This window comes from Undibacter mobilis, from assembly GCF_003367195.1.
Classification (GTDB): Bacteria; Pseudomonadota; Alphaproteobacteria; order Rhizobiales; family Xanthobacteraceae; genus Pseudolabrys; species Pseudolabrys mobilis.
On record NZ_QRGO01000001.1, the window covers coordinates 190984 to 204489 of the forward strand.

Below are 13506 nucleotides of genomic sequence, written 5' to 3' on the forward strand. Positions count from 1 at the left end.
CATGTACCTCCCTAGAGATCGAGCACGAGTCGCGCCGATTTGGCGCGGGAAACGCAGATCTGCATCACTTTATTCGATGCCTTCTCGTCGTCGCTGAGAATGACATCACGGTGGTCCGGTATGCCCTCGATGACGCCGCACTGACAAATGCCGCAGTCACCTCGCTGGCAATCATACAGCACGTCGATGCCGGCCTGCTCGAGCGCCTGAATGATGGTCTGGTCCGCAGCCACCTCGATCACCCGGCCGCTCGACCGCAGTTCGACCTCGAAGGAACGGTTCGCGTCGGCTGAAAGCTCCGCGGTGAACAATTCGTAATGGATTTGATCGGCGGCGAAACCACGGCGCGTTGCTTCGGCCTTGACGGCTTCGATCATGCCTTTCGGCCCGCAAACAAAGATGTGCGCATCGCGCGGCGCGGCCTCAAGGGCAACACCAATATCCAGGCGCGAGGCATCATTGTCGTAATGAAGCGACAGTCGCTCGGCACAGACCTGACGCATCGGCGCCACGAAGGCGACGCTGTCCGCGGTGCGGCCAGCATAATGGACACGATAAGGCGTACCCCGCCGCTCCAGCTCGACCGCCATCGAGAGGATCGGCGTGACGCCAATACCGCCGGCAAAAAGCACCGCCGGCCGCTCGTCGTCGTGCAGCTTAAAATTATTGGTGGGAGGTGCCAGTGCGACGACGTCGCCCGGTTTCAATGAGTGCATGAAGCGCGAACCGCCGGTGCTCGCCTCCTCGCGGAGGACCCCGAGGGCGTAATGCCCCTCGGGCAGCCCGGGCAGCGCCATGAGGGAGTAAGGCCGGGTGCCGCCACCCGGCAGCGCGACACGGACATGAGCCCCGGCGTCCCAGGCCGGCGCGGTACCGCCCTCAGGAGCGAGAACGATGCTGCGGACCGCATCCGTTTCCGCGGACGACGCCTGCACCTTGAACCGGAGATTGTCGGCAGCCATCCGCACAGGTTCCATTTATATGCTTATGCATAGATTTATCCATATAGCATTTTAAATGTCAAACGGCTTCGACACGGGGCCGGAATCGCCCCGATCGGGCCGGCGCGGCCCGGTTTGGTCCGTCTTTACCCGAGCAGCGCCGGCAGCCAGGTGGCCACTTCCGGTACCGTCAGAATAAGGCCGAGCAGCAGGAGGCTCATGATGATGTAGGGGACGACCGCCCGGAAGATGTGGGTCATGGTCACCTGCGGTGGCGCCACCCCACGCATGGTCATCAACAACATGCCATGCGGCGGCAGCAGCAGGCCGAGCTGCATGCAGATCAGATACAGCACGCCGAACCAGATCAGGTCGAGCTCGAGGCGCTGCACGATCGGCATGAACACGGGCAATGTGATCAGCATCATGCTGACCTGATCGACGAAGACCCCGAGGAAGATGAGCAGCAGCAGCATGCCGGCGAGGATCATGGCTGGCGAGAGCCCCTTCCCCATGATGCCGGCGACGATACCCTCCGTCGCGCCGGAGAAGCTCAATATCTGCGAGAAGGTCGTGGCGCCGAGGATGATGAAGAGGATCATCGCAGAAATGATCATGGTCCCCTTCAGAGCGGCCATCAGCGCCTTCCTTGTGAGCACGCCGTAGGCCGCCGCGAGCGCCATAGTGGCGATGGCACCCAGCGCGGCGGATTCGGTCGGCGTCGCCAGACCACCGGACATGGCACCGACTACAACCACAAAGATCGAAATCAGCGGGATCACATAGAGCACCAGGAGTTCGTATTTCGCCCAGCCATGCCGCTCCTCGACTGGCGCCGCCGGCGCAAGGCTCGGATTGAGCATGACGCGCACGACAATATAGGCGACGAAGGCCACGCTGAGGATAAGACCCGGCAGGACGCCGCCGATCAGGAGTTTCGAGATCGAAATGCCGGAGAGCGAGCCGAGCAACACCGTCAGAGCCGAGGGCGGGATCAGCATGTCCACGGCGCCGATCGCCATGATCGGGCCGGTGGCCATCACCGGATTATAGCCGCGCGACAGCATCACCGGCAACATCAGCGAACCGAGCATGGCCGTCGTGGCGATGGTCGAGCCCGAGATCGCGGAAAACACGGTGCCGGCAACAACGGCAACGACGGCGAGGCGGCCCGGCACCTGTTTAATCAGGCGCTCGATACCTTCGATCACCTTCAGCGCGAGGCCGGTGTGAAACAGGATTTCGCCCATCAGCACGAACAGCGGGATGGGCGTGAGCGAGAAATTCGATACCGCCAGCACGCTGTTGCGCACCAATTGCTCGATGCCGACCGCGCCACCGAGATACAGCGACGCACCGACGATGTTAACCGCCACAAAGGTGAAGGCGACCGGAATGCCCATGAACAGGAGCACGGTCGAACCGCCGAGTAGCAACAGCGCCGCAAACTGCCACGACATCATCATCTCGGGTTGTCCTCAGGAGGCCGATGTTGCGTCGGCGCGCGGCGCCTGTTCCGCCAGCGCGAGGAAGCGCATCCGGAAGATGAATTCGATCGCCAGCATGAGAAAGCACACCGGCATGGGCGCGAAGATCCACCACTCCGGCAGCACCAGCGTCTTGATCGACACCGAGCCGGCGGCATAACTCGCATAGGTCACGATAGCGCCGTACCAGACGAAGTAGATGCAGCAGACCATGCCGACAATGTCGCCGCCCCATTCGAAGAGCCAGGCCACGCGCGGCGGCAGTATATGCAGAATAATATCGACGCGGATGTGCTGGCCGCGTCGCAACAGGCCCGGCGCCGCCAGGATGGTGGTGAGGTAGAGGCCGTACTCGGACAACTCATTGCTCGGCGGGACGCCACCGAGCCCGAGATTGCGCAGCAGCACATCGGCCCCGGTCAGGAAGGTCATGCCCAGCAGCAGCAGGCAGGCAACGGTCAGCATGCCGTCGAGCAGGCCTCCGTACCAGGTCGAGAGCCGCTGCATCGTCGTCTCTTCCAAACTCACGCCGTTCTCCCGCCCGCCGGTTGATCCGCTCAATTGATCACGCACCGCTGCCATCGCTTGGTAAGGCGGGCGGTCCAGTTGCCACGACGTCCTTGCAGCACCCTCCGTCCCGCTCCGCTTGCGCGTAGCAGGACAGCGGAATTGCTGTTGCTATTTTGCCTTTGACAAGAAGTCGCGCAGCTTGGGACCGTGCTCCGGGCTCTGGCGGATGACGCCGGCCCATCCGGCTTCGTAGGCCTTGTCGACGAAGAGCTTGCTGGCCGCAGCGTCGAACGTGATGGTCTCGATCCCGACCTTCGCCTGGCGCGCAGTGTCCTCGGCATTGAGCTTGACGAAGTTGCCGATGCCTTCCTGCTCGCCCTGCTCGGCCGCCTTCTGCAGAATGCCCTTCTGCTGCGGAGTCAGCTTGTCCCAGGTGGTCTTGTTGACCAGGATCGACACTTCCACGGTGTAGAAACCGGGATCGACGCGATACTTGGTCTTTTCCTGCCAGCCGAGATCGAAGATGCCGGTGATCGGCCAACCGTAACCGTCGACCACGCCACGCTCGAGCGCGGTGTAGACCTCGCCCGGCGCCGTCTGCACCACGGTTGCGCCCTGCGCCTGGAAGAAGTCGCGATAGACCGGCGTGATGCGCAGCTTGAGGCCCGTCAGGTCCGGGCTGGAGATTTTCTTGTTCAGGTAAAGATGGAACGGCGTATCGCCGGTCAAGGTCGCGAGGAAGACGGCGTTCATTTTCTGCGCATAGAGCTTCGACATGTACTCGAAGCCGCCGTTCTTGCGCACCTCAGCCATCGGCACCTGCCGCAGCTTCCAGGCATCCGCTTCCGGCATCACATTGGTGTAGAACGCGCCGGTGACGTTGGCGATATCGACGACGCCGTTCTTGAGGGCGTTGCCGATTTCGAAGGGCGGCATCGCCTTGGGCCCACCGATATAGTTGATGTGGATGACGCCCTTGCCGGCCTCGTTCACGCGCTCAATAAAACGTTCAAAGCCGAGAGACATTGTCGTCTTCTCGGCAAACGACGTGACGGCGCGCAGTGTAATCTCTTGCGCCGTGGCGGCACTCGCGAAAGCCAATGACGTAAGCGCAGCCAGCGCGACAATCTTGCGCATAAAACCTCCCGGTTTGTTCATTTCACCAACGCACGAAATGCCACGCAACCCGCCCGAATGAGCAGGCGCTCTGGCGGAGACGATTGTTATTACTTTACATGTAAAGTAATTGCCCCGGTAACGTGAGTCAATGGAGATGTCGGTGCATCGGCCGCATGCCCTCGCCGATCGAGGAGGACAGTGCCGCCTCCGGCCATTCAACGACAAATCTCAGTGTGAAATGGCGGGCGCCCGTGCACAAGGCCTGGGACCTATAACGTCAACCGACTAAATAATTGATCTTATTAGGAATACTGCCGTGGCCCGAGACGGGTCCGGAGCCGTGGCGCATGATAGCGACGTCGTCAGCCGCCGCAGGGCACCAAGGCCGGTCGTCATTATCTTGTGCGCCCCGAACGGGCTCCGAACTGGCCGGATCGTCAATAACGATCCGGCACTGCGCGGCCATCCGCCTATTCGAGGACGATGTTCGCCGCCTTCGCGAGTTTGCTGACCTCGTCGATTTCGCGGGTCATTCGTTGGGTCAACTCAGCACCTACAGCATCGCCGGGATCGGTGCCGACAGCCGCAAGTTTCTCGAGGAAACCCGGGTCCTTGAGCGCTTCAGCCGTATCAACGCGGATCTTCGCGACAATATCGGCGGGCGTGCCTTTGGGAGCGAACAGCGCCGTCCAGATCGAGGCCTGAAAATCCTTCAAGACGCCGGTTTCAGCGACGGTCGGAGCATCGGGAAACATCTTGCTTCGGGTTTTGGATGTCACGGCAAGAATGCGGACATTACCCGAGTCGACGAGCGGCGACACAGCCGATAGCGCAACAAGGCCGACCTGCATTTCTCCGCTCGTCAACGCCGTTGCCGCTGGAGCGCCGCCCCGGTACGGAACGTGCTGCATTTTCACACCTGCCGACGCGGCAAACTGCTCGGTCGCAAGGTGCATCGTGCTCCCGGTGCCGGCCGATGGGAAAGAAAGATCGCCCGGCTTCGCTTTCGCCGCGCCCACAATGTCGGCAAGCGACTTGTAGCTCGAATTGACGTTGACAGCCCAGGCGTAAGGCGTGGTCGTCACCATCGCGATCGGGATGAGGTCGGTCAGCGGATTGAATTTCGGCTTGATGGATGCTGCCGGGTGAATGACGACCTCACCGTTTGTGCTCATCAGGATGGTGTAGCCGTCAGCCGGCGCACGAAGCGCCGCATCGACACCAATGAGACCGCCAGCGCCGGCGCGGTTTTCGATAACGACGGACTGGCCCCATTTGACCGTCAATCGTTGCGCCAGCAGGCGTGCGGCAAGATCCGTGACGCCACCGGGGGCGAAGGGCACAATGATTCTGACGGTCCGCTCGGGAAACGCCGCCGATGCCGCGGCACACGAAAACAAATGAGCCGCCAGTGCCGCCAACAACAAACGCTTGATCATGGGTTTCTCCAAATCGGTCTAATTAAACGTCCGGCAATTGCAGAAAGAATGTCACATAACTACGCTTGTTGTAAACGCTATTTGACTTGCATAATTGCTGAGCATTGTTCCGTCGCGCAGATGCTTTTTGTGCCCACTCAACGACGCACCGGTTCCGCCGCATGAGCATGGGCGCCATCAACGGCGGTGCGTTGCCGCGGGCCGATTTTCGATGCGATGTCTCGGTGAAGTGCCGCGTCCGGACAGGGTGAGCCGCGCCAAAATTTAAACGCGGCCGATCAAACCGATTGACGGGGCTTTGCCTGAAATTGTGCTGCCATCCGGGAGCGCGCGCTCGGAGTCGCCGCCGAGGATCCTCGGTCGGCAACTGGATTGCTCGCTTCAGAGATGAGGCCGGAAAGCAGCATGACGCAGCTCTAGGAGCCGCCGACGCCGGGGATGCCGACAACCTGACCGTCTACTCCTTACATCCCAAGCGCGCAGCCATCCTTCCGCTGATCCGAGGCACCGGTGAGGAGGCCGGTTTCCAGGTCGACGGAGATTGCCTGGGCACCCCCCAATCCGACAGCCGGTCTCACCACGTCATGCCCCATCTCGGCCAACCGCGCGGCGACGGCGTCGGCATAGCCGGTTTCCAGCACCAGTTTTCCGGTCCGCAGGTCGGCAAAGCCTCGCGGACTGTCGATCGCCTCCTGCAGGTCCATTCCGAAGTCCGCAATATTGCTGACGAAATGAGCGTGGCCCGTCGCCTGGAAAGGTCCGCCCATGACGCCGAAAGGCATGAGTGTCCCCTCTCCCTTTTTCAGAAAGCCAGGGATCAAGGTGTGAAGCGTCCGCTTTCCGCCTTGCAGCTCATTGACGTGTCCCTCTTCGAGACTGAAGCCCGCGCCCCTGTTCTGGAAGGCGATGCCGAACCGCGATGACGCCAGCCCGGAGCCGAAGGGGTGGAACAATGAGTAGATGAGCGACACGCAGAGGCGGTTCTGATCGACAACGCAGAGATAGACCGTGTCCCGATGAACCGCCTCCCGCGACGGCCGGGCCGCAGTCATCACGCGCTTCGGATCGACGGAGTCAGCCAGCCTGCGGACGTTCGCCTCGCTGAGCATCTCGGACAGACCCGCCGAACAAAAGCGTTCATCGCCCAGCAACCGGTTGCGCTCGGCGTATGCCAGTTTGGTCGCTTCGGCTTCCAGATGGGCCCTCTCGGCGCCCAACGGATCGAGAGAAGGGACATCGAATTGCTGCAACAGCTTCGTGATCAGAAGTGCCGTCGCCCCTTGGCCGTTGGGCGGAAGTTCAACCAGCTCGTAGCCACGATAGTCGGACGATATGGGGGTGACGTAGTCCGCCGAAACGCCCGCGAAGTCGTCAAGCCGGTGTCGCCCACCCGTATCGCGCAATGTCCGCACCATATCCTCGGCGATTTCGCCGCAATAAAAAGCATCCGGCCCATCACGGGCAATAAGCCGCAAGGCTTCCGCCTGCGGTGCCGACGTGAAAAGGTCGCCGGCCGCGTATGCCTCGCCATTGCGGAGATAATGCTGCTTCCCGCTTCCCCAAATGCGATTGCCAAACATCCGCCAATCCAGCGCGGACCGGTGACACACCGGAATGCCATTTTCAGCGTAGCGAATGGCGGGAGCGAGAACTTGCGCCAAGGCCAGGCTGCCGAAATCGGAAACGAGACGCGCGAACGCTTTCACAGCGCCGGGAACTGTGATCGAGTGAACCGACTCGAGCGGCACGGTCGTGAGCCCCTCTTTCCTCAGCACGTCCGCGCCGAGATCTTGCGGTGCCCTACCCGAGCCGTTGAGGCCGATGATGTCCGCCTCTCCGGGTAGCCGCATCATGGCGAACACGTCGCCCCCGAGGCCCGCCATCATCGGCTCGCACAATCCCAGAACGACCGCCCCGGCCACGGCAGCGTCGACCGCGTTGCCGCCCTGACCAAGAATGTCGAGGGCCGTTTTCGCGGCAAGCGGATGAGACGTGCAACACATTGCGTCGCGCGCATAGACGACCGACCGGCCAGGCTTCTGATAATCGTGCATTTCTGATTTTCGTCTTTTTGTGAATCGAGATGCGTGGGCCCGGGGGATCGACGTCGAGGACACGGCAGGAGCCGCTTCGCTCCCGCCGCCCCTGTTCAGCCTCGTGGGGCGGCGTCGCGATCAGCGCGCGTTGGTGACAGCCTTTGGATCGAAGCTATTGATTTTGTCGAGCAGCGAGTTGTTGATGATCTCCTGGCTCTGCACCTTGGCGATTGGTGTGCCGTGTTTCGCGAGCCAGTCGATATAATTCTGATACTTTTTCGGATCGCTATAGCCCCACTGCTTCTGACCGTCCGCCAGCGCACGGAGCCGCGACGCCGCTCGCATCGCCGGCAGGCTACGCGCCACGTTCTCGTCCAGCGACAGGCCCGGAGCGAGCTTGTCGGGATTGTGCTTGAAGAACAGCCGCGCAGCCTCCTCCGGGCGCTCCATCATATACAGGGTGCCCATGGCATAACCGCGCCCAATGGCCGCCAGCACGTCGCCATCCTTTTCGATGACTGAACTGATCGTCGCAAAGCCGTTCGACGGGAAATCGTCGATGCCCGGGTCCATCAGTTTGCGCATCGGAAGACCGATCGAGGTCAGAATCTCGTAGAACATGTCCCATTGGCTGAGAGCGTCGATCTGCCCGCTTTTCAAAAGCACATTCGACTGAACCGGCGGGCCCGACACCACGATCTTGGCGTCGGTGTCGGGATTGAGCCCGGTGGACTCCAGGGCGGCGCGTGCAATCACCACCCCCACGGAAGACATGGACACGACGCCAATTCGCTTGTCCTTCAGATCCGCGTAGCTCTTGATCGGGCTGTCCTTCGGCACGGCGATGCCGAACATGTTGCGGTTGAAAACCGTATAGAAGATCTGAATCTTCGTGCCTTTCGTCGCCATCAGAGCGACCGACTCAGGAGCAACGAGCGCGGCTTTGACCTTGTCGGTGGCGACGGCGAGGACACAATCCGTGGACCCCGCCAGCGGCAGGACCTTTACCGAGATGCCGCGCTCGGAGAACCATCCAAACTCCGTCGCCGCCGCGAAAGGCGCGCCGACCGATGCATCGATGACCGGCGTGCAGACGCCGATGCGAACCTCTTGCGCATTCGCCGAAACAGCGCCAACGAGGAGTACAGCGGCCGCCGCTGCTATTTTTGACAGTCTCATTTCTCGCCCCTTTCTTCGCTTACCTGATTTCCGTTCACAGACGTCACGGCTGCTCTACTTTTCCCAGTACAGCACCCATCGGCGAACCACATGGATCGCACCCGTCAAAGCCACTCCGATCAACGACAGCAAAACGAGCACCGAAAACGAACCCGAGACGTCCAGGGTGTAGTTCATGCTCTGCATCAGCATGCCGAGGCCCTTTTCGGCGCCCAGGAACTCGGCGACGATGGTGCCAATCAAGGCGAAGGTCACGGCGATCTCCAACCCGGCGAAGATGTATGGCGCAGCGGTTGGAAGACGCAGCGCGCGGAAGATCTGGGCGGGCGACGCGCCCATCGCCCGTAACAAGGAGACGCGATCGGGATCGGCCGCTCGCAGGCCCGTCACGGTGTTCACCATGACGGGGAAGAAGCAGATGACAGCAGCCGAGACGACTTTCGACGTGATGCCCAGCCCGAACCACAGGACGATCAGCGGAGCCAGTGCGACCTTCGGGATCGTCTGAAACACCAGGATGTAAGGTCGGAAGAAGAAGTCGATCGTAGCGCTGAGGGAGATCGCGACGCCGAGGCAAAACCCGAGTCCGGCTCCCAGCAGGAAGCCAAGGGCGATCTCCACGAGCGTAACCAGAAGGTGGTTGAGATAGATACCGGACGACAGACCGCGCGCCAGCGCGGCCACAACGGCGCTCGGCGGGGGCACGAGGTAGGAGGAGACTCCGAAAAACCTGATGACACCTTCCCACACGGCAAGGAGAAGGACGAATAGAGCGACCGAGAGCGCCAATCTCATGGCGTGATATGTTCGACTGCTCATCATCAGTCGAGCCCCCCCTGCGTGCCGAAATATGATCGGATGTGCCTGACATAGCGGCCGAACTCGGGGTCAGTCATCATATCGAGAGTGCGTGGACGCGGCAGATCGATCCGGCATATGTCCGCGATCTGTCCGGGGCGCGGCGTCATGACCATCACCCGGTCACCGAGAAACACCGCTTCGGTGATGGAATGCGTGATGAATAGAATCGTTTTCCGCGTTTCCATCCACAGCCGTTGCAGTTGCACATTCATGTGCTCCCGCGTCATGGCGTCAAGCGCGCCGAACGGCTCATCCATCAGGAGTATCGTGGGGTCGTTGACGAGCGCTCGAGCGATCCCAACCCGCTGCTGCATTCCACCCGAAAGGGCACGCGGATAAGCAGTGGCGAACTCGCTCAGGCCTACGAGCTCGAGGAGTTCTCGCGCCACGGGTTCAAATTTCTTGCGGCCGAGCTTCTGGATATCCACCGGCAGCAGCACGTTCTCTAGGGTCGTGCGCCAATCGAAAAGCAGTGGCGACTGAAAGACGATGCCGATGTCCTTGCGCGGCGCCTGCAGCAGTTCGCCGCCGACCATGCATGCCCCCGACGTCAGAGGAGACAGCCCCGCGATGACATTCAACAACGATGACTTGCCGCAACCCGATGGGCCGACGACCGCGACGAATTCCGATCGCGCCACGGAGACGCTGATATCTTGAAATGCCGTGATCGTACGGTCAGGTGTCAGGTAGCTCTTAGTGGCCTTGTCGAGGAGAAGAGCGGCTTGGGGCTGCACTGACGCCGCGTCCGAAGCGTCCGTGGCCTGGGCGGTTGGCATCACTATGTTTCCTCCCCCTTCGCGGTCACGGACGCACCATTCCGGCGGCATGCTTCAATCGGCCCTGGCGCGACGCCGTTTGCGACTTGCCAATGAGCTGCTGAATCGTCAGGAGAGTCGAACCGATGTGCTCGCCCATGAGGCGCTGCGCCTCGTCCGCGTCGTGGGCGAGGATCGCCCGGACAATCCCTTCGTGCTGGCGGTGGGGCACACTGGGATCCGACACGTGATTGGGCATCGTGTAGGGGGCCGAGCTGTAAACCGACGCCTGGCTCCGCATATCTCTCGCCACCTTTTGAAGGCTGCGATTATGCGAGCCTTGGTGGATGAGCCGGTGCAGCTCGGCGTCGTAACGGCGGATGGATGCGCTGTCCTTGTCCGGAAGCGCGTCCGCCGACTTTTCAAGAAGCGATTTGAGCAGCAGACGCTCGCCCTGCGTCATGCGTTCAGCGGCATAGCGCGCGCACAGTCCCTCGATCTCGCCAAGCGCTTCAAGCAGATCGGCAAGCTCTTCGGAGCTCAAACGGCGGACGATCGCTGGTCGACGCGGTCGCAGTTCGACCAGGCCCGAGCTTGCCAGCCGGCGAAGCGCCTCCCGAACCGGCGTGCGAGATACGCCGAATTTGTCGGCCAAAGCCTGCTCTTCGAGCGGCGCGCCGAGTTCAAGCGAGCCCGACAGAATAAGATCGGCAAGCTCTTCGCTGAGTTGACTGACTAACACCGGCACCTCGTCGCAAACCCACGCAACACTGTAGGCAGGACCGGTATCTGTATACAAGAGGGAATTTAGATATACGGATAGCTCTATAAAAGTGCATTAGCCAATACGGCTCACGGCCGGTGGTTCACCCCTAAGCCAGCCCACAACGGGCAGCTCCATGAACCGGAAAACCCGGCGTTCGGCACGCATGTCTGCGATGGCGCCCGAAGACATCTTCGGTCCCGCTCATCGCCGCTCTGTTTTGTAGACGGCTGGCCTAGCGCGTTCAGGCGGCACAGCGCTTGAACGCAAAATTGAAATAGGCAATGCACGCCGCCGCGAGGACTTGGCTTCGAAGACTTGGTAGGCAGTGCCGTTGCGCTCGCAAGAGCCGATAGCTTCCGTATCGAAGCGCGGCTTGAGCTGCTGGCGCGTATCCCCGACGACGCCGTACGGGGTACGGGCCAAGGCGACGCCCGAGGATGCCACTAAGTTTTTGAAATGCTGGCGCTCCCTAGGGGACTCGAACCCCTGTTTTCGCCGTGAGAGGGCGACGTCCTGGGCCGCTAGACGAAGGGAGCGTGAAGGCCAGGAAGAGCCCCCGAGATAGCCGCGATTGGCGGCCGGCGCAAGCGCCGCTGGGCCGCCTCAGGGGGCCGGCGCCAGCCGCAGCCGGCCGAGCGGCCGCAGCGTATCGGGATCGTAAGTGCGCAATTCGGTGGCGCCGCCGGCCTCGATCGTCACCACGATCTGCGCTTCGCCAATTGCGGTGCCGACCACCTTGCCGCCGGGCGGCAGCGGGTCGACGGCCTCGATCAGCGCGTGCGGCGCGCCTTTGTCCGCGGCCGGGCTGTCACCCGACGTGAAAACCTTGTAACCGATGACGCCAAACACCGCGGCGACGCCGATCACCAGCGTCGCCGACGAGATCAGCATCAGCCGGCGCACCTTGGCGACGGCCGCTTCCTGCTCGGGCGTCAAGGGTTCGGGTTCGGACTCGGCGGACATCGGCACCTTCATGTTCAGGATCGAACCGGCTCTCTGTATAAAGACACGATGGACAGCGCCACCGAAACCGTCAGCGTCGCCGCCGAGGACTCCGGCGCACGGCTCGATCGCCTGCTCGCCGCCCGCATTCCCGCGCTGTCGCGCTCGCGACTGAAAGCCCTCATCCTCGACGGTCAGGTCAGCATCGCCGGCGCGCAACCGGCGCGCACCATCCTTGATCCGTCGATACAGGTCAAATTCGGTGACGTCATCACGGTGACCCTGCCGCCGCCGCAGGATGCCAAACCGGCCGGCGAGGCCATCCCGCTCGACATCGTCTACGAGGACGACGACCTCATCGTCATCGACAAACCGGCAGGACTGGTGGTGCATCCGGCCGCGGGTCATGCCACCGGCACTTTGGTGAATGCGCTGATCGCTCATTGCGGCGACAGCCTGTCCGGAATTGGCGGTGTCAAACGCCCGGGCATCGTGCACCGGCTCGACAAGGACACCACCGGGCTGATGGTCGTCGCCAAGAACGACCGGGCCCATGGCGCACTGTCGAAGCAGTTTGCCGACAAGCTCGAAAGCGGCCTGGAGCGCGGCTATCTGGCGCTGGTCTGGGGGGCGCCCGATCGGACGCGCGGCACCATCGACGCGCCGCTCGACCGCCACCCGCACACGCGAGAGAAGCAGGCCGTTCGCAAAGGCGGACGCGAGGCGGTGACGCACTGGGAACTGCGCGAGACCTTTCCCGATGCCGACGGCAAACCGGTCGCCAGCCTGATCGAATGCCTGCTCGAGACCGGCCGGACCCATCAGATCCGTGTTCACCTCGCTCATATCGGCCATCCGATCCTGGGCGACGAGACTTACGGCACCGGCTTCAAGACCAAGGCCGCCCGGCTGACGCCGCCCGCCCGTGCGGCGCTCGACGCGCTCGGCCGGCAGGCCCTGCACGCCGCGATTCTCGGCTTTTCCCATCCGCGCAGCGGCGACCGGCTGCGCTTCGAGGCCCCGCTGCCGCCGGACATGGCGCGGCTGGCGGTCGCCCTGCGCGGCTAAGTCCCTCGCCAGCCCCATATTTTCGGACTGTCTCTTGAATTGCGGCGGCCGGCGCTTATGTCTTGTCGCGTGAGAACTCCCACGTCTCTGAATCCGATCAGAAACATCCGTTCCGCCCGGAACGGCGCGCCCAATTGCGGCGTTAGCGTGTTGACGAGGCCGCCAACAGGCGGTGCGTCCCCGGCGATGGACGAAAAATAGCTTGATAATTCAACGGCTTGCATCCGCGCCAAGGGGTCACGGGGTCGTGACGGCGCAATGCTTGGCGTGGTCGGCCTGAAACCGTTATGCTGCATCTGCGTCCGTTGGAGAGAGCGGGCGCGTCTTGGATGCGCACCGTCGGCTCGGGGAGCGACGGTGACAACCGCCTGCCGATCCGTCGGGGGCATTATAAAGGAGG

The 13506-nt window shown here is 62.3% G+C and carries 12 protein-coding genes and 1 tRNA gene; 1 reads left to right on the plus strand and 12 read right to left on the minus strand.

Annotated features, from left to right (window positions below):
* Positions 1 to 11 precede the first annotated feature (11 nt).
* The 12 genes from DXH78_RS00915 to DXH78_RS00970 form a co-directional block, all read right to left on the minus strand.
* Positions 12 to 962, minus strand: a complete 951-nt coding sequence (locus DXH78_RS00915) for a PDR/VanB family oxidoreductase (RefSeq protein WP_115515301.1) — start codon at positions 960 to 962, stop codon at positions 12 to 14.
* A gap of 125 nt (positions 963 to 1087) precedes the next feature.
* Positions 1088 to 2407, minus strand: a complete 1320-nt coding sequence (locus DXH78_RS00920) for a TRAP transporter large permease (protein WP_245416692.1) — start codon at positions 2405 to 2407, stop codon at positions 1088 to 1090.
* 12 nt (positions 2408 to 2419) lie between these two features.
* Positions 2420 to 2956, minus strand: coding sequence for a TRAP transporter small permease (locus DXH78_RS00925; protein WP_210209484.1), 537 nt, complete (start codon positions 2954 to 2956; stop codon positions 2420 to 2422).
* Positions 2957 to 3106: 150 nt separating this feature from the next.
* A complete protein-coding gene (gene dctP, locus DXH78_RS00930) occupies positions 3107 to 4075 on the minus strand; it encodes a TRAP transporter substrate-binding protein DctP (RefSeq protein WP_115517655.1) in 969 nt (322 codons plus the stop codon).
* Positions 4076 to 4527: 452 nt separating this feature from the next.
* Positions 4528 to 5496, minus strand: a complete 969-nt coding sequence (locus DXH78_RS00935; RefSeq protein WP_115515302.1) for a Bug family tripartite tricarboxylate transporter substrate binding protein — start codon at positions 5494 to 5496, stop codon at positions 4528 to 4530.
* Between the two features lie 464 nt (positions 5497 to 5960).
* Positions 5961 to 7550, minus strand: a complete 1590-nt coding sequence (locus tag DXH78_RS00940; protein ID WP_115515303.1) for a gamma-glutamyltransferase family protein — start codon at positions 7548 to 7550, stop codon at positions 5961 to 5963.
* Between the two features lie 120 nt (positions 7551 to 7670).
* Positions 7671 to 8711 carry an ABC transporter substrate-binding protein gene (locus DXH78_RS00945; protein ID WP_115515304.1) on the minus strand — a complete coding sequence of 347 codons (1041 nt, stop codon included), beginning with the start codon at positions 8709 to 8711 and terminating at the stop codon, positions 7671 to 7673.
* A gap of 54 nt (positions 8712 to 8765) precedes the next feature.
* Positions 8766 to 9506 carry an ABC transporter permease gene (locus tag DXH78_RS00950; RefSeq protein ID WP_245416693.1) on the minus strand — a complete coding sequence of 247 codons (741 nt, stop codon included), beginning with the start codon at positions 9504 to 9506 and terminating at the stop codon, positions 8766 to 8768.
* Positions 9507 to 9532: 26 nt separating this feature from the next.
* Positions 9533 to 10351 (minus strand): ABC transporter ATP-binding protein, encoded by an 819-nt coding sequence (locus tag DXH78_RS00955; RefSeq protein WP_115515306.1) that lies wholly within the window; start codon positions 10349 to 10351, stop codon positions 9533 to 9535.
* A 25-nt stretch (positions 10352 to 10376) separates the two neighbouring features.
* A complete protein-coding gene (locus DXH78_RS00960) occupies positions 10377 to 11072 on the minus strand; it encodes a GntR family transcriptional regulator (RefSeq protein WP_210209485.1) in 696 nt (231 codons plus the stop codon).
* 484 nt (positions 11073 to 11556) lie between these two features.
* Positions 11557 to 11632, minus strand: a tRNA-Glu gene (locus DXH78_RS00965).
* A gap of 67 nt (positions 11633 to 11699) precedes the next feature.
* Positions 11700 to 12059 carry a hypothetical protein gene (locus DXH78_RS00970; RefSeq protein WP_115517656.1) on the minus strand — a complete coding sequence of 120 codons (360 nt, stop codon included), beginning with the start codon at positions 12057 to 12059 and terminating at the stop codon, positions 11700 to 11702.
* Between the two features lie 48 nt (positions 12060 to 12107).
* On the opposite strand from DXH78_RS00970, the gene DXH78_RS00975 reads away from it, so the two are divergent.
* Positions 12108 to 13106: an RluA family pseudouridine synthase gene (locus tag DXH78_RS00975; RefSeq protein ID WP_115515308.1), complete on the plus strand. Its 999-nt coding sequence runs from the start codon at positions 12108 to 12110 to the stop codon at positions 13104 to 13106.
* The last annotated feature ends 400 nt before the right edge of the window (positions 13107 to 13506 follow it).

Coding starts and splice junctions, on each gene's coding strand:
- DXH78_RS00915 (WP_115515301.1), bottom strand. CDS start 962: ATGGCTGCCGACAATCTCCGGTTCAAGGTGCAGGCGTCGTCCGCGGAA.
- DXH78_RS00920 (WP_245416692.1), bottom strand. CDS start 2,407: ATGATGATGTCGTGGCAGTTTGCGGCGCTGTTGCTACTCGGCGGTTCG.
- dctP (WP_115517655.1), bottom strand. CDS start 4,075: ATGCGCAAGATTGTCGCGCTGGCTGCGCTTACGTCATTGGCTTTCGCG.
- DXH78_RS00935 (WP_115515302.1), bottom strand. CDS start 5,496: ATGATCAAGCGTTTGTTGTTGGCGGCACTGGCGGCTCATTTGTTTTCG.
- DXH78_RS00940 (WP_115515303.1), bottom strand. CDS start 7,550: ATGCACGATTATCAGAAGCCTGGCCGGTCGGTCGTCTATGCGCGCGAC.
- DXH78_RS00945 (WP_115515304.1), bottom strand. CDS start 8,711: ATGAGACTGTCAAAAATAGCAGCGGCGGCCGCTGTACTCCTCGTTGGC.
- DXH78_RS00950 (WP_245416693.1), bottom strand. CDS start 9,506: ATGAGATTGGCGCTCTCGGTCGCTCTATTCGTCCTTCTCCTTGCCGTG.
- DXH78_RS00955 (WP_115515306.1), bottom strand. CDS start 10,351: ATGCCAACCGCCCAGGCCACGGACGCTTCGGACGCGGCGTCAGTGCAG.
- DXH78_RS00970 (WP_115517656.1), bottom strand. CDS start 12,059: ATGTCCGCCGAGTCCGAACCCGAACCCTTGACGCCCGAGCAGGAAGCG.
- DXH78_RS00975 (WP_115515308.1), top strand. CDS start 12,108: ATGGACAGCGCCACCGAAACCGTCAGCGTCGCCGCCGAGGACTCCGGC.